Source organism: Pseudomonas sp. P1_A1, assembly GCF_056406935.1.
The window spans coordinates 476,789-496,757 of the sequence record NZ_JBFTZE010000002.1 but is presented as its reverse complement, the minus strand read 5'-3'; the positions used below and the strand labels follow the sequence as shown (position 1 = coordinate 496,757).

General features: G+C 60.4%; 19 protein-coding genes. 7 read left to right on the top strand and 12 right to left on the bottom strand.

The genetic code is table 11. From position 1 onward, the window contains the following. Nucleotides 1-279: 279 nt before the first annotated feature. Nucleotides 280-2,559, bottom strand: a complete 2,280-nt coding sequence (gene ptsP, locus AC1D2Q_RS05205; protein WP_018928656.1) for a phosphoenolpyruvate--protein phosphotransferase — start codon at nucleotides 2,557-2,559, stop codon at nucleotides 280-282. Nucleotides 2,560-2,581: 22 nt separating this feature from the next. Beyond that, a complete protein-coding gene (locus AC1D2Q_RS05200; protein ID WP_007897732.1) occupies nucleotides 2,582-3,061 on the bottom strand; it encodes an RNA pyrophosphohydrolase in 480 nt (159 codons plus the stop codon). Nucleotides 3,062-3,204: 143 nt separating this feature from the next. On the opposite strand from AC1D2Q_RS05200, the gene AC1D2Q_RS05195 reads away from it, so the two are divergent. After that, complete coding sequence (locus AC1D2Q_RS05195; RefSeq protein ID WP_477812456.1) at nucleotides 3,205-3,861, top strand: histidinol-phosphatase; 657 nt, start codon at nucleotides 3,205-3,207, stop codon at nucleotides 3,859-3,861. Between the two features lie 85 nt (nucleotides 3,862-3,946). Here the strand turns inward: AC1D2Q_RS05195 and AC1D2Q_RS05190 are convergent, their stop codons facing one another. Continuing rightward, nucleotides 3,947-4,375: a DUF2269 domain-containing protein gene (locus tag AC1D2Q_RS05190; RefSeq protein WP_477812455.1), complete on the bottom strand. Its 429-nt coding sequence runs from the start codon at nucleotides 4,373-4,375 to the stop codon at nucleotides 3,947-3,949. 39 nt (nucleotides 4,376-4,414) lie between these two features. Beyond that, the gene (ilvA, locus tag AC1D2Q_RS05185; RefSeq protein ID WP_018928653.1) at nucleotides 4,415-5,929 is read right to left on the bottom strand and encodes a threonine ammonia-lyase, biosynthetic; all 1,515 of its coding nucleotides are present in this window, start codon (nucleotides 5,927-5,929) and stop codon (nucleotides 4,415-4,417) included. Nucleotides 5,930-6,153: 224 nt separating this feature from the next. Between ilvA and rpiA the strand changes: the two genes are divergently transcribed. Further along, nucleotides 6,154-6,825, top strand: a complete 672-nt coding sequence (gene rpiA / locus AC1D2Q_RS05180) for a ribose-5-phosphate isomerase RpiA (RefSeq protein WP_018928652.1) — start codon at nucleotides 6,154-6,156, stop codon at nucleotides 6,823-6,825. A gap of 62 nt (nucleotides 6,826-6,887) precedes the next feature. On the opposite strand, the gene AC1D2Q_RS05175 is transcribed toward rpiA, so the two are convergent. The 4 genes from AC1D2Q_RS05175 to AC1D2Q_RS05160 form a co-directional block, all read right to left on the bottom strand. Next, nucleotides 6,888-7,805 (bottom strand): SdiA-regulated domain-containing protein, encoded by a 918-nt coding sequence (locus AC1D2Q_RS05175; protein WP_477812454.1) that lies wholly within the window; start codon nucleotides 7,803-7,805, stop codon nucleotides 6,888-6,890. A gap of 87 nt (nucleotides 7,806-7,892) precedes the next feature. Then, on the bottom strand, nucleotides 7,893-8,828 hold the full coding sequence (locus tag AC1D2Q_RS05170; protein ID WP_477812453.1) for an SdiA-regulated domain-containing protein: 936 nt from the start codon (nucleotides 8,826-8,828) through the stop codon (nucleotides 7,893-7,895). Between the two features lie 181 nt (nucleotides 8,829-9,009). Next, complete coding sequence (locus tag AC1D2Q_RS05165) at nucleotides 9,010-9,675, bottom strand: fumarylacetoacetate hydrolase family protein (protein ID WP_007939278.1); 666 nt, start codon at nucleotides 9,673-9,675, stop codon at nucleotides 9,010-9,012. Between the two features lie 38 nt (nucleotides 9,676-9,713). Beyond that, complete coding sequence (locus AC1D2Q_RS05160) at nucleotides 9,714-11,108, bottom strand: FAD-binding oxidoreductase (RefSeq protein WP_477812464.1); 1,395 nt, start codon at nucleotides 11,106-11,108, stop codon at nucleotides 9,714-9,716. A 204-nt stretch (nucleotides 11,109-11,312) separates the two neighbouring features. Here AC1D2Q_RS05160 and serA point away from each other — a divergent pair, with 204 nt between their 5' ends. Beyond that, nucleotides 11,313-12,542 (top strand): phosphoglycerate dehydrogenase, encoded by a 1,230-nt coding sequence (gene serA, locus AC1D2Q_RS05155; protein ID WP_018928647.1) that lies wholly within the window; start codon nucleotides 11,313-11,315, stop codon nucleotides 12,540-12,542. Nucleotides 12,543-12,605: 63 nt separating this feature from the next. Here the strand turns inward: serA and AC1D2Q_RS05150 are convergent, their stop codons facing one another. Next, nucleotides 12,606-13,031: a DUF4399 domain-containing protein gene (locus tag AC1D2Q_RS05150; RefSeq protein ID WP_477812452.1), complete on the bottom strand. Its 426-nt coding sequence runs from the start codon at nucleotides 13,029-13,031 to the stop codon at nucleotides 12,606-12,608. Between the two features lie 136 nt (nucleotides 13,032-13,167). Here AC1D2Q_RS05150 and AC1D2Q_RS05145 point away from each other — a divergent pair, with 136 nt between their 5' ends. Further along, nucleotides 13,168-13,755, top strand: coding sequence for a transporter substrate-binding domain-containing protein (locus AC1D2Q_RS05145; RefSeq protein ID WP_477812451.1), 588 nt, complete (start codon nucleotides 13,168-13,170; stop codon nucleotides 13,753-13,755). A gap of 29 nt (nucleotides 13,756-13,784) precedes the next feature. Here the strand turns inward: AC1D2Q_RS05145 and AC1D2Q_RS05140 are convergent, their stop codons facing one another. Then, complete coding sequence (locus AC1D2Q_RS05140; RefSeq protein WP_477812450.1) at nucleotides 13,785-14,270, bottom strand: 2-thiouracil desulfurase family protein; 486 nt, start codon at nucleotides 14,268-14,270, stop codon at nucleotides 13,785-13,787. 2 nt (nucleotides 14,271-14,272) lie between these two features. Then, the gene (locus tag AC1D2Q_RS05135; RefSeq protein WP_018928643.1) at nucleotides 14,273-14,905 is read right to left on the bottom strand and encodes a 2OG-Fe(II) oxygenase; all 633 of its coding nucleotides are present in this window, start codon (nucleotides 14,903-14,905) and stop codon (nucleotides 14,273-14,275) included. A 133-nt stretch (nucleotides 14,906-15,038) separates the two neighbouring features. Here AC1D2Q_RS05135 and AC1D2Q_RS05130 point away from each other — a divergent pair, with 133 nt between their 5' ends. After that, the gene (locus AC1D2Q_RS05130; RefSeq protein WP_477812449.1) at nucleotides 15,039-15,791 is read left to right on the top strand and encodes a DUF2059 domain-containing protein; all 753 of its coding nucleotides are present in this window, start codon (nucleotides 15,039-15,041) and stop codon (nucleotides 15,789-15,791) included. Between the two features lie 42 nt (nucleotides 15,792-15,833). On the opposite strand, the gene bipL is transcribed toward AC1D2Q_RS05130, so the two are convergent. Then, complete coding sequence (gene bipL / locus AC1D2Q_RS05125; protein WP_477812448.1) at nucleotides 15,834-16,781, bottom strand: phospholipase BipL; 948 nt, start codon at nucleotides 16,779-16,781, stop codon at nucleotides 15,834-15,836. 97 nt (nucleotides 16,782-16,878) lie between these two features. Between bipL and AC1D2Q_RS05120 the strand changes: the two genes are divergently transcribed. Together AC1D2Q_RS05120 and AC1D2Q_RS05115 are read left to right on the top strand one after the other, a co-directional pair. After that, complete coding sequence (locus tag AC1D2Q_RS05120) at nucleotides 16,879-17,457, top strand: DUF6436 domain-containing protein (RefSeq protein ID WP_477812447.1); 579 nt, start codon at nucleotides 16,879-16,881, stop codon at nucleotides 17,455-17,457. A gap of 103 nt (nucleotides 17,458-17,560) precedes the next feature. Next, a complete protein-coding gene (locus AC1D2Q_RS05115) occupies nucleotides 17,561-19,963 on the top strand; it encodes a penicillin acylase family protein (protein ID WP_477812446.1) in 2,403 nt (800 codons plus the stop codon). The last annotated feature ends 6 nt before the right edge of the window (nucleotides 19,964-19,969 follow it).

Genomic DNA, 19,969 nt, shown 5'->3' with positions numbered 1-19,969 from the left:
GTGAAGATGGCTCCTGGTTCCCCTGACCTCGAACTTCATGCCGCTGCAACCTTGTAATGCGAAGTCCGACTTGTCGGCTTCTCGATACTCTTCGTGGTGGGCAATGAGGCGGGGGAGCCTCTCTACAGACAAGGTCAGGAGCAAGTCCTGCCTTCAGGAGCGGTCGGCCTCCCCCAGAAACACATCTTTGAGACAACACCGAGGAGCTTAGCTGCTCTCGCCGGGTGTTCGGCCAACATACAAGGAGCGAGGCTTGCCCGCGAAGAGGCCCTCAGCGTTTTAGAGCGTTTTAACCGAAGCCGGATTAATCATCCGCGCCAACCCTAGGTTCTTCAGCGCCAACTGCAGCGAGCTGTGGATAACTTGCGGGTTGTCGATGGTCATCAGCTCCGCGAGCAGTTCCTTGGCCTTGCTCAGGTTGATCTGACGCAGCATCCACTTCACTTTCGGCAAGTTGGTGGCGTTCATCGACAGGCTGTCGAAGCCCATTGCCATCAACAGCACCGCCGCCGCCGGGTCACCGGCCATTTCGCCGCAGATACTCACCGGTTTGCCTTCGGCATGGGCATCACGCACCACGCTCTGCAAGGCTTGCAGCACCGCCGGGTGCAGGTAGTCGTAGAGGTCGGCCACCCGTGGGTTGTTTCGGTCCACGGCCAGCAGGTACTGGGTCAGGTCGTTGGAGCCGACCGACAGGAAGTCCACCTGCCGCGCCAGTTCCTTGGTCTGATACACCGCCGCCGGAATCTCGATCATCACGCCAACCGGCGGCATCGGCACGTCGGTGCCTTCGTCGCGGACTTCGCCCCAGGCCCGGTGGATCAGGTGCAAGGCTTCTTCCAGTTCATGGGTGCCGGAAATCATCGGCAGCAGAATACGCAGGTTGTTCAAGCCTTCGCTGGCCTTGAGCATGGCGCGGGTCTGCACCAGGAAGATTTCCGGGTGGTCGAGGGTCACGCGAATGCCGCGCCAGCCGAGGAACGGGTTGTCTTCCTTGATCGGGAAGTACGACAGCGCCTTGTCACCGCCAATGTCCAGGCTACGCATGGTCACCGGTTGCGGATGGAACGCGGCGAGTTGCTCGCGATAGATCGCCAGTTGTTCCTTTTCGCTCGGGAAACGCTGGTTGATCATGAACGGCACTTCGGTGCGGTACAGACCCACACCCTCGGCACCGCGCTTCTGCGCCCGCGCCACGTCCGCCAGCAGGCCGGTGTTGACCCACAACGGCATGCGGTGACCATCGACCGTTACGCACGGCAGGTCGCGCAATGCATCCAGCCCGAGGGCCAGTTGTTTCTCTTCCTCGACCACGTCGGCGAACTGCTTGCGCAGCACGTCACTCGGGTTGGTGTAGACCTCGCCGTGGTAGCCGTCGACGATCATCTGGATGCCGTCGACCTTGGAGTACGGCAGGTCGACCAGGCCCATCACCGTCGGAATACCCATGGCGCGCGCCAGGATCGCCACGTGGGAGTTGCCGGAACCGAGTACCGACACCAGGCCGACCAGCTTGCCTTCCGGCACCTCGCCGAGCATCGCCGGCGTCAGTTCTTCGCTGACCAGAATGGTGTTGTCGGGGTAGACCAGCGTCTGCTGCCGCTCTTCCTGCAAGTAGGCGAGCAAACGGCGGCCGAGGTCCTTGACGTCCGAGGCCCGCTCGCGCAGGTAGGCGTCGTCCATCAGTTCGAAACGGTTGACGTGATCGGTAACCACCTGACGCAACGCGCCCTGGGCCCACTGACCGGTCTTGATCACGGTGGTGACTTCGCTGCCGAGCGAGGCATCGTCGAGCATCATCAGGTAGACGTCGAACAGCGCCCGCTCTTCAGGTCGCAGCTGGGTTGCCAACTTGGCGGACAAGGCACGCATGTCGGCACGCACGCCTTCGATGGCCGTCTTGAACAGCCCAAGTTCTGCATCGATGTCGGTGATGGTCTTGTCCGGCACCACGTCCAGATCGGCCGGCGGCAGCATGACGACCGCGGTGCCGACCGCCGCGCCCGGCGAACCCGGTACGCCGACGAACTTTGCTTCCTGAATACCTTTGCCCTGACGGCCCAGGCCACGGATCGAACCGGTGGCCTCGGCGTGGGCGATAACGCCGGCGAGCTGCGCGCTCATGGTCACGAGGAAGGCTTCTTCACCTTCATCGAACTGGCGGCGTTCCTTTTGTTGAATGACCAACACGCCGACGACGCGGCGGTGGTGAATGATCGGCGCCCCGAGGAACGACGCGTAGCGCTCTTCACCGGTCTCGGCGAAGTAACGGTAGCGCGGGTGATCCGCGGCGTTTTCAAGGTTCAGGGGTTCTTCACGCGTGCCGACCAGGCCGACCAGACCTTCGTTGGGTGCCATGCTGACTTTGCCGATCGAGCGCTTGTTCAAGCCCTCGGTGGCCATCAGCACGAAGCGGTTGGTCTCTGGATCAAGCAGGTAGACCGAGCAGACCTGGCTGCCCATGGCCTCTTTGACGCGCAACACAATAATCCCCAACGCCGCCTTGAGATCCTTGGCGGAGTTAACTTCCTGGACGATCTTGCGCAGCGTATTGAGCATGGCTCGGGGTCGAACTCCGTCGTCAGTCGCGCGCTAAAAGGCGCGGGGCAAGCTCTTTGAGAGCGCGTCGATACACCTCGCGCTTGAATGTCACCACCTGGCCCAACGGATACCAATAGCTGACCCAGCGCCAGCCATCGAATTCCGGTTTACCGGTCAAATCCATCCGCACCCTCTGCTCGTTGGAGATCAGGCGCAGGAGAAACCATTTCTGTTTCTGGCCGATGCACAGCGGTTGGCTGTGCGTTCTGACCAGACGTTGCGGCAAACGATAACGCAACCAGCCCCGGGTGCAGGCGAGAATTTCAACATCTTCGCGCTCCAGGCCCACTTCTTCGTTCAACTCGCGGTACAAGGCGTCTTCCGGCGTCTCCTGGGGGTTGATCCCGCCCTGTGGAAACTGCCAGGCATCTTGATTGATTCGGCGAGCCCATAGCACCTGGCCAGCATCATTCGTCAGAATGATCCCGACATTGGGGCGGAAACCATCGGGGTCGATCACGGCAACAACCTCGCAAACGCATGTCGCCGCATTGTTCCACAAAGGTTGTGAAAGCAGCAACGAGCCGACCTACCTTATGTGCACTCTTGTGAAAAGTCCGTATTCTGGAGACCTTTCTACAGACTTTTCAGCGAGTAACTGCAATGCGGCTGGCTTTATTCGACTTGGACAACACGCTTCTGGGCGGCGACAGTGACCACGCCTGGGGCGATTATCTGTGCGAACGCGGCTTCCTCGACGCCGTCGCCTACAAGGCGCGCAACGACGAGTTCTATCAGGATTACCTGGCCGGCAAGCTGGATAACGATGCGTACCTGAACTTCTGCCTGGAAGTCCTCGGTCGCACCGAAATGACGACACTGGATCAATGGCACCTGGATTACATGCGCGACTGCATCGAACCGCTCGTGCTGCCCAAGGGCCTCGAACTGTTGGCCCAACACCGTGAGGCCGGCGATAAGCTGGTGATCATCACCGCCACCAACCGATTTGTGACCGGGCCGATTGCCACGCGTTTAGGCGTTGAAACCCTGATCGCCACCGAATGCGAAATGATCGACGGCCGGTACAGCGGACGTAGCACCGACATCCCGTGCTTCCGTGAAGGCAAGGTGACCCGGTTGAATCGTTGGCTGGAAGAAACCGGCCACAGCCTGGAAGACAGTTATTTCTACAGCGACTCAATGAACGACTTGGCGTTGCTGGAGATAGTGACCAACCCGATTGCGGTCGATCCGGATCCGAACCTGCGGGCCGAAGCCGAGAAGCGGGGTTGGCCGGTGATTTCGTTACGCGATTGAACAGCAAAAGATCGCAGCCTTCGGCAGCTCCTACAGGTGTACGCAAAACGTTGTAGGAGCTGCCGATGGCTGCGATCTTTTCGGTTTAAACCGGCTTGGCCCCCATCAATCCCGCAATGGCGATCAAGCAGACAAAACTGAACAGCGCCAACGCAAACGTAAACTTCCCATTCCCCGCCGCCGGCGCCTTGCGCAGCCGATTGAGCCGCACCAGCAGCCAGAACCAACCCAACGCCGCCACGGTGTACAGCACACTGGACGCCAGCAACCAGGTCTGCCCCAACGGCCAGCCCACCAGATGCACCATCCACCAGCCGGTAATCGGCATGCTCAACAGCGCCAGGCCCATCAACAACCAGATGAACACCTGCGGTCGCTGCAAGGTACGCGCAGGCGCCGTCGTATCACCGTTACGACGAGCGCGCCAGACCCAGATTGCCAGCCCCAGTGCGCTGATCAACAGCAGCACCGTCGCCACGCCATGCGCGACTTTGAGGGCGGTTAACGTTTCCATTGTTCGATTTCCTTATAGGCTGCCCATCAGCGTAGTCGCTCAGCCGAGAAACAGCTGATAGGCCGGGTTGTCGCTTTCGTCCCAGTACGGGTAGCCGATTTCTTCCAGCGCCGCCGGTACCAGATGACGCTCATCGTGGGGCACTTGCAGGCCCGCGACCACACGGCCATCCGCCGCGCCGTGGTTGCGGTAATGGAACATCGAAATATTCCAGCGCCCACCAAGCTTGTTGAGGAAGTTGAACAACGCACCCGGACGCTCCGGGAACTCGAAGCGCAGCACCACCTCATCGACCACCTGGGCAGCACGCCCGCCGACCATGTGGCGGATGTGCAACTTGGCCAATTCGTTGTCGGTCAGGTCGAGTACCGGGAAACCCTGCTCGGTCAGGCTGGCGAGCAGCGCACTACGCGGGTCGTTTTCCGGATGGGTCTGCACGCCGACAAAGATGTGCGCTTCGCTGCCGGTGTTGTAGCGGTAGTTGAATTCGGTGATCTGGCGCTTGCCGATGGCTTCGCAGAACGCCTTGAAGCTGCCCGGTTTCTCGGGGATGGTCACGGCGATGATGGCTTCGCGGCCCTCGCCCAGCTCGGCGCGCTCGGCAACGTGACGCAGGCGGTCGAAGTTGACGTTGGCACCGGAATCGATGGCCACGAAGGTGTGCCCGGTGACGCCGCGTTGCTCGACGTATTTCTTGATCCCGGCCACGCCCAAGGCGCCGGCAGGTTCAGTGATCGAGCGGGTATCGTCGTAGATATCCTTGATCGCCGCACAGATTTCATCGGTGCTGACGGTGATCACTTCATCAACGTAGTCTTTGCAGATATCGAAGGTGTGCTGGCCGATCTGCGCCACTGCGACGCCATCGGCAAACAGGCCCACGGTCGGCAACACCACGCGCTCGCCGGCCGCCATGGCAGCTTGCAGGCAGTTGGAGTCATCCGGTTCGACGCCGATGATCTTGATGTCCGGACGCAGGTATTTCACGTACGCCGCAATCCCGGCGATCAATCCGCCGCCGCCCACCGGAACGAAGATCGCATCCAGACGCCCCGGGTGCTGGCGCAGAATCTCCATGGCCACCGTGCCCTGCCCGGCAATGGTGTGGGGATCGTCGTAGGGGTGAATGTAGACGTAGCCTTTTTCGTCGACCAGTTTCAGCGAGTAGGCCAGGGCTTCCGGGAACGAATCGCCATGCAGTACCACTTTGCCGCCGCGCGAACGCACGCCTTCGACCTTGATCTCAGGGGTGGTCTTGGGCATCACGATGGTCGCTTTCACGCCCAGCACTTTGGCTGCCAGGGCCAGGCCTTGCGCATGGTTGCCCGCCGAAGCGGTGACCACACCACGGGCGCGCTCTTCATCGCTCAGTTGCGTCAGCTTGTTGTAAGCGCCGCGAATCTTGAACGAGAACACCGGCTGCAAGTCTTCACGCTTGAGCCAAATCTCGTTGCCCAGCCGCTCGGAGAGCTGGCGAGCAGTCTGCAATGGGGTTTCTACGGCAACGTCATAAACGCGCGAGGTGAGGATCTTTTTGACGTACTGTTCGAGCATCGGAAGCATCACTGAACGGGTTGGGCAGGGCCAAGGAGTCTAACCCGGCTTTTGGGCGGGCGACCACACTAAACAGGTGGTTTTAGGGTCAGAGGAAAAGATCGCAGCCTTCGGCAGCTCCTACAGGTGCGATCTTTTGACCTGCCAATCGGGCAATGACCTTCCACATCGCGAGGCCTATAATGCCGGCCTTTCGTCCCCCTCTTCGGCACCTCGGAGCCCGCATGACCCAGGATCAACTCAAACAGGCAGTGGCTCAGGCCGCCGTCGACTTCATCCTCCCGAAACTCGATGACAAGAGCATCGTCGGGGTCGGCACCGGCTCTACTGCCAATTGCTTCATCGACGCCCTGGCCAAGCACAAAGGCGCGTTTGACGGCGCAGTGGCCAGTTCCGAAGCCACCGCCGCGCGTCTCAAGGGCCACGGAATTCCGGTGTATGAGCTCAATACCGTCAGCGATCTGGAGTTCTACGTCGACGGCGCCGATGAAAGCGACGAGCACCTGCACCTGATCAAAGGCGGCGGTGCAGCCCTGACCCGCGAGAAGATCGTGGCGGCCGTGGCCAAGACCTTCATCTGCATCGCCGACGCCAGCAAACTGGTGCCAGTGCTCGGTGCGTTCCCTTTACCGGTGGAAGTGATCCCGATGGCTCGCAGCCACGTGGCCCGCGAACTGGTGAAGCTAGGCGGCGACCCGGTTTACCGTGAAGGTGTGCTGACCGATAACGGCAACATCATCCTTGACGTGCACAACATGCAGATCACCAACCCGGTGGAGCTGGAAGCACAGATCAACGCCATCGTCGGCGTGGTCACCAACGGTTTGTTCGCGGCCCGCCCGGCGGACTTGCTGCTGTTGGGCACGAGCGAAGGTGTGAAAACCCTCAAGGCTTGATGCCTTAGCCATCTGTAGGAGCGACGCTTGCTCGCTCCTACACTTGGTTTTTGGGATGTTGGTCAGGGTTGCGGCGGTTTTTTGAAGACGTAGAACAGGTTCGGCTCGCTGACGAGGTACAGGGTGCCGTCGTCATCCATGGCAATGCCTTCTGCTTGCGGCACAGGCTTGTGCAATCCCTGACGGCCCTTGCCCAGTGACAGGGTGCTCAGCGGTCGCCCGTCCACATCCAGTTCAAGAATCAACCGCGACTCATCGGACAGTGCCAGCAAATGGCCGCTGCGCTCGTCATATTGCAGGCTCGACAGGTCTCGCACGAACATTCCGGCATCGCGCTTGGGATTGTTCACCACGTGCACCGCGTAGGACTTCTCCGGGTTGTAATGGGGAAAGCCCTGCACTTCGTAGATCAGCATCGGGTCGCGCTCCTTGGCGACGAACAAGCGCTTGCCCACCGAGTCATAGGCCAACCCCTCGAAACCCTTGTTGCCGCTCATGTGCACGCCCAGGGTCATCTGCTCGGCGTCCGCGGCATCGAGGAACGTCGTGCCCTTGCGCAGATGAATCTTGATCAACCGTTGCTCACGCTCATCGGTGATCACGTAAGTGTCAGCGCTAATGAACTCCACTGCTTCCAGGTCGCCGAACCCGACCAGCGCCACACGCCGCAGGATTTTGCCTTCCAGGGACAATTCGATCAGCTCGGCGTTTTTGTGGGTGACCGTGAACAGGCTTTTGCGCACGGGATCGAAGGTCAGCGCTGAAACATCGTCGTCCAGACCGTCAATGACTCGCGCCTCGATCACCACCTGATACTGGTCCAGGCCAATGGATTGGGCATTCATCGGCCGCCATAGCGCCTGCACATTGAACCCGCTGCGCTCGAACAGGCGCTGGTACTGGCCGACGGCAACCAACACGATCAGGGCAATGACCGACAGGATCAGCATCAGGGGTTTGGGGCGGACAAGTCGACGCATTCAGGCAAACTCGGAAACAGGACGGGCGGATGAAACACCACGGCTGCCTGAATTAAAACCCTAATGGCCCGCGACCTTCTACCGCAACTACCGAACCTGTTGCTTTTCGAAGCGGTAGAACAGGTTCGGCTCGCTCACCATGTACAGCGTGCCTGCTTCGTCCATGGTGACGCCTTCGGCACGGGGAATGGTTTTCTTCAGGCCATTGAACCCTCCGAGCAAGGTCATGAAACTGACCTGCTCGCCCTTCTCGTCCAGTTCCAGCAACAAGTGAGAGTCGGCGGACAGCACCAGGGTGTGGCCGGTGCGCGGATCGATGGCCAGGGCCGACAGGTTACGGACATCCAATGCGTCGCTGGAGAGTTTTTGCTTGTCACCCTTCAAGATCTGGCTGCCATCGCTTTTCCAGCTGAACAGCGCCGGTGGACGCTCTTCACCCAGCAGCAGTTGCTGATTGCGTGCATCCCAGACGACGGCTTCGAAGCCTTTATTCTGGTTTTTCGAGGGGCCAAGATCGTATTTCGGGAAATTGGCGATGTTCAGCTCGCGCGTATCGGCATCGACCTTGACGATCGAGAGCAGGTGTTCGCGCTCATCGGTAATCGCCAGCAAACCATTGCCCATTACCGTCACCCCTTCCGGGTTGCTCCACCCCACCAGCGGCATTTTGCGCAACACGTCGCCTTGCAACGTCAGCTCGACCAGGAACGGATTCTTGCCCATCACGGAGAACAGGGTTTTGGTCTGCGGGTCGTAAGACACGTCCGACGCTTCGTCCTTCTCCATGCCCGGCAGCAGTTTGGCGTCGATCACCGCCCGATAGTCCGGCAGCCAGACACTCTCTTTTCGTTCGGCGGGGCTTTCAAAGCGCTCCTTCACCCAGAGCACACCGCGATCATCCCAATGCATCGCAAACGCAAGGCCATAAGCAGCGACCGCCACCAGTAAAAGCCAGGAATACCAACGCATGACAAAACGCGAGCGGCGGGCAGTTTTCAGCTTGGGCAGCGATTCGATGGCCATTCAGGGATGCGTTCCAGAAATTCAGGCTATGGGTAATAGCACATTGGGACAGGCTCAGACGCCATAAGCCCCGGAATTATCCAGACAAAATGTGAAAAAAACGGGAAATGGCCGGATTGCCCTGTGTGGGCAGCCAAGATCAAAAGATCGCAGCCTGCGGCAGGCTGCGATCTTTTGCTTTTTAGAGAACGCTACTGGTAAAGCGGCTGACACCCGGCAATTCGAGCACCAGTTCATCACCGACATTCAGCGGGCCAACGCCCACCGGCGTGCCAGTGAGGATCACGTCCCCGGCCTGCAGCGAGAAGCAGCCGGCCATGTACTGGATCATCGGCACGATCGGATTGAGCATGTCCTTGCTGTTGCCATCCTGGCGGACTTCGCCATTGATGGTCAGGCGGATGCCGATGTCGGTCAGGTCGGCAAACGTGCTGCCGGCCACGAATGGCGCAATCACCGCCGCACCGTCGAAGGACTTGGCGATTTCCCACGGCAGGCCCTTGGCTTTCAGCTCGGCCTGCTTGTCGCGCAGGGTCAGGTCCAGGGCCGGGGCGAAGCCGGAGATAGCATCCAGCACTTCTTCGCGGCTCGGCTTGGTCGACAATGGCTTGCCGATCAGCACTGCGATTTCCGCTTCGTAATGCACCGAACCGCGCTCGGTCGGAATGCTGAAGCTGCCCTCCAGCGGCACCACGCAGCTGCCGGGCTTGATGAACAGCAGTGGTTCGGTGGGCACCGGGTTGTCCAGCTCCTTGGCGTGTTCGGCGTAGTTGCGGCCGATGCACACCACTTTCCCCAGCGGGAAATGAATACGCGTTCCATCGACATACTGGTGCTGATAGCTCATTGACCGACTCCTGCTTCGTGCTCTTAAAGTTCGAAGAATCAAACAGCGAAAATCTTGCCCGGGTTCATGATGCCGTTCGGGTCGAACACCGCTTTGACGGCTTTCATGTACTCGATCTCAACCGGTGAGCGGCTATAGGTCAAGTAATCACGTTTGGTCATGCCTACGCCATGTTCGGCGGAAATCGAACCGTTGTACTTCTCGACGGTTTCGAACACCCACTTGTTGACGGTGGCGCACTTGGCGAAGAACTCGTCCTTGCTCAGGTTATCCGGCTTGAGGATGTTCAAGTGCAGGTTGCCGTCGCCGATGTGGCCGAACCAGACGATTTCGAAGTCCGGGTAGTGTTCGCCGACGATCGCGTCGATTTCCTTCAGGAACCCCGGGACTTTCGACACAGTGACCGAAATGTCGTTTTTGTACGGCGTCCAGTGGGAAATGGTTTCGGAGATGTACTCGCGCAGCTTCCAGAGGTTCTGCAACTGGGTTTCGCTCTGGCTCATCACACCGTCCAGCACCCAGCCCTGCTCGACGCAGTGCTCGAAGGTTTCCAGGGCATGATTGGCCACATCGGTAGTGGTCGCTTCAAATTCCAGCAACGCATAGAACGGGCAGTCGGATTCGAACGGCGCCGGCACATCGCCGCGTGCCATGACCTTGGCCAGGGCTTTGTCGGAGAAGAATTCGAAGGCAGTCAGGTCAAGTTTGCTCTGGAACGCGTGCAATACCGGCATGATCGAATCGAAATCGGCGGTGCCGAGCACCATCGCGGTGAGGTTTTTCGGCGCCCGGTCCAGACGCATGGTGGCTTCGACGACAAAGCCCAGTGTGCCTTCGGCGCCGATAAACAGCTGACGCAGGTCGTAGCCGGTGGCGTTCTTGATCAGGTCTTTGTTCAGTTCCAGCAGATCGCCCTTGCCGGTGACGACTTTCATGCCAGCCACCCAGTTGCGGGTCATGCCGTAGCGAATAACCTTGATCCCGCCGGCATTGGTGCCGATATTGCCGCCAATCTGGCTGGAACCTGCCGAAGCGAAGTCCACCGGATAGGACAAACCGTGCTCTTCAGCCTTGTTCTGTAATTGTTCGGTAACCACGCCCGGCTGACAAACAACGGTGCGATCGGTGAGGTTCAGGTCGAGAATCTGGTTCATATAGTCGAAGGACACGACCACTTCGCCATTGGCCGCCACTGCTGCGGCAGAAAGCCCGGTACGACCGCCGGACGGCACCAGCGCAACCTTGTGTTCATTGGCCCAACGGACAATGGCCTGGACCTGCTCGATGGTCTTGGGGAACACGATGGCCGTCGGGGCCGGGGCGAAATGTTTGGTCCAATCCTTGCCGTAAGCATTCAGGGAGTCGGCGTCGGTCAGCACCTTGCCAGGCTCAACCAGGGTCTTCAGCTCATCAATCAGCGCAGGATTGGTCATCGACAGAACTCTCGAACAATTCATGGTCATCCTGAGTACGCTTCACGTCGCAGAATGAGTGTTAGCAGGTCGCATATGCTAGCATACCGACCCCGCAGGATAGTGCCCAAAGGCTGTTCTGCGGCGACGGCTTTCCTGCCGTCCGGGTCAGCTCTGGCTGCTCCCTTCCCTGCCATTTTTTCTCCGGGACACAGGTTTACGCAGATGAGCAAGACTTCTCTCGATAAGAGCAAGATCAAGTTCCTTCTTCTCGAAGGCGTCCACCAATCGGCTGTCGACGTCCTCAAGGCGGCGGGCTACACCAGCATCGAGTACCTCACAGGTTCTCTGCCGGACGCCCAGCTGAAGGAAAAGATCGCTGATGCTCACTTCATCGGCATTCGCTCCCGCACTCAACTGACCGAAGAGATCTTCGATCACGCGAAGAAACTGGTGGCTGTCGGCTGTTTCTGCATCGGCACCAACCAGGTCGACCTCAACGCGGCTCGCGAACGCGGTATCGCGGTATTCAACGCACCGTACTCCAACACTCGCTCCGTTGCCGAGCTGGTGCTGGCCGAGGCGATCCTGTTGCTGCGCGGCATCCCTGAGAAGAACGCTTCCTGCCACCGTGGCGGCTGGATCAAAAGCGCAGCCAACTCCTTCGAAATCCGTGGCAAAAAGCTGGGTATCGTCGGTTACGGCTCGATCGGTACTCAACTGTCGGTCCTGGCTGAAGGTCTGGGCATGCAGGTTTACTTCTACGACACCGTGACCAAGCTGCCACTGGGCAACGCCACCCAGGTCGGCAACCTGCACGAGCTGTTGGGTATGTCCGACATCGTCACGCTGCACGTTCCGGAAACCGCTGCCACCCAGTGGATGATCGGCGAGAAGGAAATCCGCGCCATCAAGAAGGGCGGCATCCTGATCAACGCCGCGCGCGGCACCGTGGTCGAACTGGACGCCCTGGCGGATGCAATCAAGGACAAGCACCTGATCGGCGCGGCCATCGACGTATTCCCGGTGGAGCCACGCTCCAACGAAGAAGAGTTCGAAAGCCCGCTGCGTGGCCTGGACAACGTGATCCTGACCCCGCACATCGGTGGTTCCACCGCTGAAGCGCAGGCCAACATCGGCCTGGAAGTGGCGGAAAAACTGGTCAAGTACAGCGACAACGGTACGTCGGTATCGTCCGTGAACTTCCCGGAAGTGGCCCTGCCGGCTCACCCTGGCAAGCACCGCCTGCTGCACATCCACGAGAACATTCCGGGTGTGATGAGCGAGATCAACAAGGTCTTCGCCGAAAACGGCATCAACATTTCCGGTCAGTTCCTGCAGACCAACGAGAAAGTCGGCTACGTCGTGATCGACGTCGATGCCGATTACTCGGAAATGGCGCAAGAGAAGCTGCAGCACATCAACGGCACCATTCGTTGCCGCGTGCTGTTCTGATCGCGACTTGAGCGACAAAAAAGGGAGACCCTCGGGTCTCCCTTTTTCATGCGCGCGAGAACGTCACTTGACGTTGACAGTGATTTTCTTCGAAACGATCGGCGGATCGAACGGCATGTGACCGCTGTCACCCAATTCAAGCTGCAACGTGTGCTTGCCCGGTGCCAGTTTGATTTCAGCGTGAGTCTGCGCTTTGCCGAAGTGCATATGATTGGCATCGTTTGGAATCGGAGCACCGGCGGCTGGTAGTTTGTCGACATCGATCAGCAAATGGTGATGGCCAGTATTTTTGGTGACATCGCCCGCTGGTGCCAGCGCGACTTCCTTGACGCCGAAACTCACGGTAAAGGTTTGCGCGACCGTGGCTCCGTCCGCAGGAGATACGATGAACACTTCTGCCCCCTTCGGAGCCGGGGTGGCGGCACCGGCCAGCACCGAAACACCCATCAGCACACCAGCCAATGCTGCTCGTGACATAAAGCTTTTCATTCTCTTCTCCAGTTTTTCCGTAAAATTCGCTCGACCGTGAACAACTTAACGGCCATTCGTTGTCGAAGGCACTCAATAACCATAGCAAAGCGAGCCTGAACAGCGCGTCGCGATAAATGAATTCAAAGGAGTGACCATGCGCTTTTTGCCTGGCCTGATCTGCCTGCTACCCCTTTTGAGCCCTTTGGCTCATGCCGAACTGATGGACGATGTAAACGACCGCGGCGAATTGCGCATTGCTCTTGAGGCTAATACACCGCCCTTCAATTTCAAGGATGACGGCAAACTGACCGGGTTCGAGGTCGAGCTGGGTCAACTGCTGGCCAATGAGCTGGATGTACGGGCCGACTTCGTCGTCACCGATTCCGACGATCTGATGACCGGCGTCGAAAGCGGCAAATACGACGTTGCCATCAATCACATAGCACTGACCCCGGATCTGAAGGATCGTTTCGACTTCAGCGAACCTTACATTCACACCAACGCGCAATTGATCGCGCAGAAAGAAGTGCAACCGCACTCCATCCTGTTGGTGCAGTCGCTGACGGAGGAAAAGCCGAAAGCCGCCCCGGCCGCAAGCCTGGCCATTCCGTTTCAGAAGGGTAACCCGGCGTTCCATGCCAGCCTGGAAAACGCCTTGCAGCGGATCAAGGCCGATGGCCGGCTGGAGGCCCTGGAGCAGAAGTGGTTTGGGGCAGATGCGGGTGCGGCGCCGAAACCTTGATTCGGGCGAATGATTAACCCTGTGGGCTGTTACTTCAGGGTTGCCAGGGCCTGAGCCGCTTGCGGCAACTCCCGTTCGCTGAAGACTTGCACACCATGGCGCTTGAGCAGCGCGGCGGTCACGCCCTCACCGCTGACCTTCACGCCACTGAACGTCCCGTCATAGGTCAGCAGATTGCCGCAAGACGGGCTGTTGGCCTTGAGCACCGCAATCCGGATGCCGTGCTGTTGCACCAGCTCCAGCGCCTGCCAAGCCCCCGACAGAAACTCGGCACTGACATCCTCGCCCTCTGTGGTGATGACCGATGCAAGGCCATCAAGCACTTCACCGCCCTGCCCGCCGGGAATTTCTGCCGCAGCCCTGGGTGTCGGCAACCCGCCGGCGACTTCCGGACACAACGGCACCACCCGGCCTTCGGCAATCCACTGCTCCAACAGATCGAACGGCCCGCTGGCCCCGCCGTCGTAACGGACGCGGTGACCGAGCAAACAGCGGCTTACCAGAATCTTTTGCATGATCAGAACGGCTCGTTGCCACGACGGCGGAACCAGCCCGTCAACGACAGGCGTTCTCGGGTCGCGGGCAGGACTTCGTGGGGCACGTCGCCCGACAGGAACACCACCAGGCATCCGCCGGTGGGCACCACATCGTGTTCGACGCCTTCGTCCAGGTACATGCGCAACTGACCGCCATGCTCGGGCAGCCAGGCGTCGTTGAGGTAGATCACCGCCGAGACCATGCGCCGGTCGTCGTCACGGAAACGGTCGACATGCTTGAGGTAGAAGGCGCCTGGCGGGTACAGGGCGAAATGGCTTTCGAAATCTTCCAGGCCCAGGAACAAACCACGATTCATCGCCTCACGCAGGCTGTCCATCAACCCCAGGTAGCTGTCGCAGGACTCGGCCTGGCCAGGTTCGAGCCACTGGATATGGTCGCCGCGAATGCCCTCGCGAATCTCCGAAAACGCCCCGCGCCCCACGGCGGCCGGGGCGAGTTCACCCTCGGCGGCACGTTTACGACACTCGGCCGCCAGCGCCCGGGTCAGGTCCAGGGGCAGGAAAATATTCTGCTGCGACCAGCCGTGTTCGGCCAGGTCGTCGACGATACGTAACAGCAGTGGATGATCAGAGGGTATGTGCATGGCGCGCATAGTATTCCTGTGCCCGCAATTCCGACAGAGCCACGCAGCGGAGGATTGGTCGGATAAGGCACTCAACCTGATACGAATTCTCGACAAGTACGAATGCCGCACGGAGAATAGTCGCCTGCTGACAGGAGCCCCTATGCGTCGCTTGCTTTTCTCACTGTTGATGTTCTGCGTTTTGCCCGCCTGGGCGGACGGCCACGACCAGTTGTACAAGGTCGCCGGTTGGCCAGAACAACGCGCGCATTTCAACGATGCTCTCTCGGCCGCTCAGCAGCGCTATCAGAACAGCTTGCCACCGGCAGTGTTCCAGGCCCTGGTCGACAACAGTAATCAGCGATTCGCCCCCAAGGCCATGGACCAGCGCGCCGAAGCGCAACTGCGCAAGAAGCTCGCCGACCCGAAACCTGCGCTGACCTTCTTTCAATCGCCCCTGGGCAAGAAAATCGTCGCCGCCGAACTGCTGGCGACCCGTCGCGATCAATTGGCGAAAAACGCCAAGGGCTTGCCGAAAATGCAGGCCAGCGATACCCGTCAACTGATCATCGGCCACCTGGCCCAGGCCCTGCCCGCCCGCGAGGCCGGCGCTGAAGTCAGCCTGGCGATCGCAGGCGTCGCGGCCGACAGCCTGAGTTCGATGATCCCCGGCCTGCTCGGCAACGGTCAGGCTCAGGGCATGTTGAACGGTCAGCGCCAGCGCCTGATGGAGCAGATCGGCGCCGACCTGAATAACACGCTGCTGTATGTCTATCGCGACCTGTCGGATGACGAACTGGAAGAGTTTTCGACCTTTGCCGAGTCCGCTGAAGGCAAGGCTTATTACCAAGCGGCATTGGCGGCGATTCGGGCGGGGTTGGCGGTGGGGCAAAGCACGTCCAGCCTGACCCAGTAATTTTTGGCGTCTGTGGAATGGCCCGCGATGACTGTCGAAATGTCACCGCCGATCCCGACTCATGCGCTTGGTCAAAAACCCGAAATACTCTTGCCGCAGCCCCGGCGACTCATTCGCCAGATGATGCCGCGCCTCAGGCAGCATCAACACCTGGGGTCGATCGAACTTGCCTCGTAACACTTCAAGGTTGTGCTCCCAATCCACGGTCATGTCCGCCTGCCCCTGCACGATCAGCGGCCGCCGCGGGCTGCTCGGTGCTGCTTCGATACGCTTGATCCACCGTCCCAGCGCACCGACCCAGGCCGTTGGCAGACGCAGCGGTTGCAGCGGATCGGCCTGCAGGAACGCGAGGAAGTCAGGGTCGTTGGAATTCTCGCTGAAGCGCCGGGCGATGCCTTTGACAAACGGCTTGAGCAGGTAATAACTGAGTCGCGACCAGCCCCAGGCTCGCGGCCGCACCAAGGGCGACAGCAGAATCACTTGCCCCTGGGCCGGGCTGCTCGCACCTTGATTGAGTACATGGTCGATCACAATCGCCCCGCCGGTGCTTTGCCCGCACAAGTGCCAGGGCTGCGGAAGGCCCAACGACTGCGCCTCGGCCAGCAGGCCTTGCAGGGCGCTCTGGTACTCGGCGAAGTCCTTGATACTCGCCCGTTCGCCACTGGACAAGCCATGCCCCGGCAGGTCACAGGCAATCACGGCAAAATCCTGGTCCAGCGCCCACTCGATCACATGCCGGTAGAGCCCGGTGTGATCGTAGAAGCCGTGAAATAGAAACAGCGTCGCCTTCGCCCGCTCGGGCCACCAGAGCTGGCTGACCACTTCATAGCCATCGATCTCGAAACGCCCCAAGCCACGGCGCAGGGTTCGCTGTGGAAAATCCAGCCCGTAAAAACGCTGATAGGCCATGGCCTCCGTCGACAGCGGCTGCCACTCGGCCAATGGCCGCAGGCCGGCACGCAAATGATCGGGGTCGAAAGTGGCAGACATGGGCTATTCCAGAGCGCGAAACAGACTTTATGGGCCTGCGATATTCATCTGTCGCGGCAAGCATGGCAAGCTAGCCGACCTTCGAGGATTGAAACCCATGCGCCCGGCCTATCGCACCACACTGCTTGCCAGCCTGCTCGCCCTTGTGTGTGCCAGTGTACTGTGGGCCGCTTACGACTGGTTTCAGGGACGCTACCTGCGAGCCTTCAGTTCGCACACCGCCGTGTTCTCCGGCGACCCGTTGCGCCTGCCCGACGAACTCGCCGGCCCCGGCGCCATTCGCCTGGTGCACTTCTGGGACCCGGCCTGCCCGTGCAATGTCGGCAACCAACAACACCTGACTGAACTGGTTGAGCAATATGTACCGCAGGGCGTCGAGTTCTATACGGTACAAAAGCCCGGCAGCCACGGCCAGTTGCCCGGCACCTTGAGCCGCCTGAAAACCCTCGCGGCCCTGCCTGGCTCCGAACAGATCCCTGCCAGTCCGGCAGTGGCGATCTGGGACCGCGACGGCAAGCTGGCATATTTCGGCCCGTACAGCGAAGGCCTGACCTGCAATTCGAGCAACAGCTTTATCGAGCCCATCCTGCAAGCGCTGAACGCAGGCCGGGCGGTGAACGCCACTCACACGCTGGCGGTGGGTTGCTACTGCCCGTGGCCTGCGAAGGCGAAGTAAGGCATTCCTGACTTTTCCAGGACCGCGATGCCCGGCACAGGAGGTCTGTGCTACACGTTTGCAGCCCACACGGGCGGCAATCCCGAAAGAACAAGGAGCCACCATGAAACGCGTCCTGACCGTACTTGCCTTGCTGATCGTCGCGCTCGTCGCCGGGGGCGGCTGGTACGTGTACAGCAAGCAACCGACGCGCCAGGGCCAGGTGGCGTTGCAGCATCTGCAAGGTTCAGTGACCGTGCGCTACGACGAGCGCGGCGTGCCGCATATCCGCGCCGAAAACGAAACCGACCTCTACCGCGCCCTCGGCTACGTGCAGGCCCAGGACCGACTATTCCAGATGGAAGCCGTGCGGCGTCTGGCCCGTGGTGAGCTGGCCGAAGTCCTCGGCCCGAAACTGCTCGACACCGACAAACTGTTTCGCAGCCTGCGTATCCGCGAACGTGCTGACAGTTACGTGGCCGCGCTGGATCGTCAGTCGCCGGCGTGGAAAGCCCTGCAAGCCTATCTGGACGGCATCAATCAATATCAGGACAGCCACGCCGCGCCAGTAGAGTTCGACGTGCTTGGAATCCCCAAGCGCCCTTTCACCGCCGAAGACAGCATCAGCATCGCCGGCTACATGGCCTACAGCTTTGCCGCGGCGTTTCGCACCGAGCCCTTGCTGACTTACGTGCGCGACCAACTGGGTGCCGAGTACCTGAACATCTTCGACCTCGACTGGCAACCCAACGGCGTACTGGCCAAAAGGCGCGCCAGCCCTGCGCCCGTCCTCGCCGCCAGTGACTGGAAAGACCTGAACGCCCTTGCCCGCCTGAGTGAGCAGGCTCTGGCCGACCACGGCCTGCCGCAATTCGAAGGCAGCAATGCCTGGGTGATTTCCGGCAACCGCAGTAAAAGCGGCAAGCCGTTGCTGGCCGGTGACCCGCACATACGCTTCTCGGTGCCGTCAGTGTGGTACGAGGCGCACCTGTCGGCGCCAGGCTTCGAGCTGTATGGCTACCATCAGGCGCTGGTGCCGTTTGCATTTCTCGGCCACAACCTGGACTTCGGCTGGAGCCTGACGATGTTTCAGAACGACGATCTGGACCTGATCGCCGAGAAGGTCAACCCGGACAACCCGAACCAGGTCTGGTATCGCGGCAAGTGGGTGGACATGGTCACCACCGAACAACAGATCGCCGTGAAAGGCCAGTCACCGGTCACATTGACGCTGCGCCAGTCGCCCCATGGCCCGATCGTCAACGATGCGCTTGGCACTGCCGCCGGCAAGACGCCGGTTGCCATGTGGTGGGCGTTCCTCGAAACCCCGAATCCGATCCTTGACGGCTTCTACCAGCTCAATCGCGCCGACACCCTGGCCAAGGCCCGCGCCGCGGCCGCCAAGGTTCAGGCTCCAGGGTTGAACATCGTCTACGCCAACGCCAAGGGCGACATCGGCTGGTGGGCCTCGGCGCTGCTGCCCAAGCGTCCGGCCGGGGTGAAGCCCGGTTTCATCCTCGACGGCAGCACCCCTCAAGCGGACAAGGAAGGTTTTTACCCGTTCGGTGCCAACCCGCAGGAAGAAAACCCGGCGCGGGGCTACATCGTCTCGGCCAACTTCCAACCGGTGTCGCCGACCGGCATGGAAATTCCTGGTTACTACAACCTCGCCGATCGCGGGCAGCAGCTCAATCGCCAGCTCAGCGACAAGAACGTGAAGTGGGACAACGCGGCCAACCAGAAGCTGCAACTGGGTACCACCACCGCCTACGGACCGCGCTTGCTGGCACCTTTGCTGCCGGTACTGCGTGAAGTGGTGAGCGACCCGACCGAACTCAAACTGGTGGAGCAACTGGCGCAGTGGAGCGGCGATTACCCGCTGGACTCCATCAGCGCCACCCTGTTCAACCAGTTCCTGTTCAACCTCGCCGACGCGGCGCTGCGCGATGAACTGGGCAATGACTTCTTCGAAACGCTGCTCCCGACCCGGGTGATCGATGCCGCGCTGCCGCGTCTGGCGGCCTCCGCCGATTCGCCGTGGTGGGACAACCGCAACACCCCTGGCAAGGAAACCCGCGCCGATACGGTCAAGGTGGCTTGGCAAGCGAGCATGGCTCATCTCAAAACCACCCTTGGCGCCGACTCCGCGCAATGGCAGTGGGGCAAGGCGCACACCCTGACCCACGGCCATCCACTGGGGATGCAAAAGCCCCTGGACCAGATTTTCAACGTTGGCCCATTCGCGGCACCCGGCACCCACGAAGTGCCGAACAACCTCTCGGCCAAGATCGGCCCGGCGCCGTGGCCCGTGACCTACGGCCCGTCGACCCGGCGGCTGATCGACTTCGCCGACCCGGCCCATAGCCTGACCATCAACCCGGTGGGCCAGAGCGGCGCGCCGTTCGACAGCCACTATGCCGATCAGGCCGAGGCGTATATCGAAGGGGTTTATTACCAGGCGAATTTCAATGAGGAAGAAGTGATGGCCAATACCCGCAGCACCTTGAAGCTGTTGCCGGCGCGGTAGATTTTT

Bases quoted from the DNA above. Each gene is read 5' to 3' on its own strand.
- AC1D2Q_RS05120 (WP_477812447.1), top strand. From the start codon at position 16,879: ATGCGCCCGGCCTATCGCACCACACTGCTTGCCAGCCTGCTCGCCCTT.
- ptsP (WP_018928656.1), bottom strand. From the start codon at position 2,559: ATGCTCAATACGCTGCGCAAGATCGTCCAGGAAGTTAACTCCGCCAAG.
- AC1D2Q_RS05115 (WP_477812446.1), top strand. From the start codon at position 17,561: ATGAAACGCGTCCTGACCGTACTTGCCTTGCTGATCGTCGCGCTCGTC.
- AC1D2Q_RS05160 (WP_477812464.1), bottom strand. From the start codon at position 11,108: ATGACCAATCCTGCGCTGATTGATGAGCTGAAGACCCTGGTTGAGCCT.
- AC1D2Q_RS05135 (WP_018928643.1), bottom strand. From the start codon at position 14,905: ATGCGCGCCATGCACATACCCTCTGATCATCCACTGCTGTTACGTATC.
- AC1D2Q_RS05190 (WP_477812455.1), bottom strand. From the start codon at position 4,375: ATGGAAACGTTAACCGCCCTCAAAGTCGCGCATGGCGTGGCGACGGTG.
- AC1D2Q_RS05195 (WP_477812456.1), top strand. From the start codon at position 3,205: ATGCGGCTGGCTTTATTCGACTTGGACAACACGCTTCTGGGCGGCGAC.
- AC1D2Q_RS05130 (WP_477812449.1), top strand. From the start codon at position 15,039: ATGCGTCGCTTGCTTTTCTCACTGTTGATGTTCTGCGTTTTGCCCGCC.
- AC1D2Q_RS05145 (WP_477812451.1), top strand. From the start codon at position 13,168: ATGCGCTTTTTGCCTGGCCTGATCTGCCTGCTACCCCTTTTGAGCCCT.
- rpiA (WP_018928652.1), top strand. From the start codon at position 6,154: ATGACCCAGGATCAACTCAAACAGGCAGTGGCTCAGGCCGCCGTCGAC.
- AC1D2Q_RS05170 (WP_477812453.1), bottom strand. From the start codon at position 8,828: ATGGCCATCGAATCGCTGCCCAAGCTGAAAACTGCCCGCCGCTCGCGT.
- ilvA (WP_018928653.1), bottom strand. From the start codon at position 5,929: ATGCTCGAACAGTACGTCAAAAAGATCCTCACCTCGCGCGTTTATGAC.
- AC1D2Q_RS05150 (WP_477812452.1), bottom strand. From the start codon at position 13,031: ATGAAAAGCTTTATGTCACGAGCAGCATTGGCTGGTGTGCTGATGGGT.
- AC1D2Q_RS05140 (WP_477812450.1), bottom strand. From the start codon at position 14,270: ATGCAAAAGATTCTGGTAAGCCGCTGTTTGCTCGGTCACCGCGTCCGT.
- AC1D2Q_RS05165 (WP_007939278.1), bottom strand. From the start codon at position 9,675: ATGAGCTATCAGCACCAGTATGTCGATGGAACGCGTATTCATTTCCCG.
- bipL (WP_477812448.1), bottom strand. From the start codon at position 16,781: ATGTCTGCCACTTTCGACCCCGATCATTTGCGTGCCGGCCTGCGGCCA.
- serA (WP_018928647.1), top strand. From the start codon at position 11,313: ATGAGCAAGACTTCTCTCGATAAGAGCAAGATCAAGTTCCTTCTTCTC.
- AC1D2Q_RS05175 (WP_477812454.1), bottom strand. From the start codon at position 7,805: ATGCGTCGACTTGTCCGCCCCAAACCCCTGATGCTGATCCTGTCGGTC.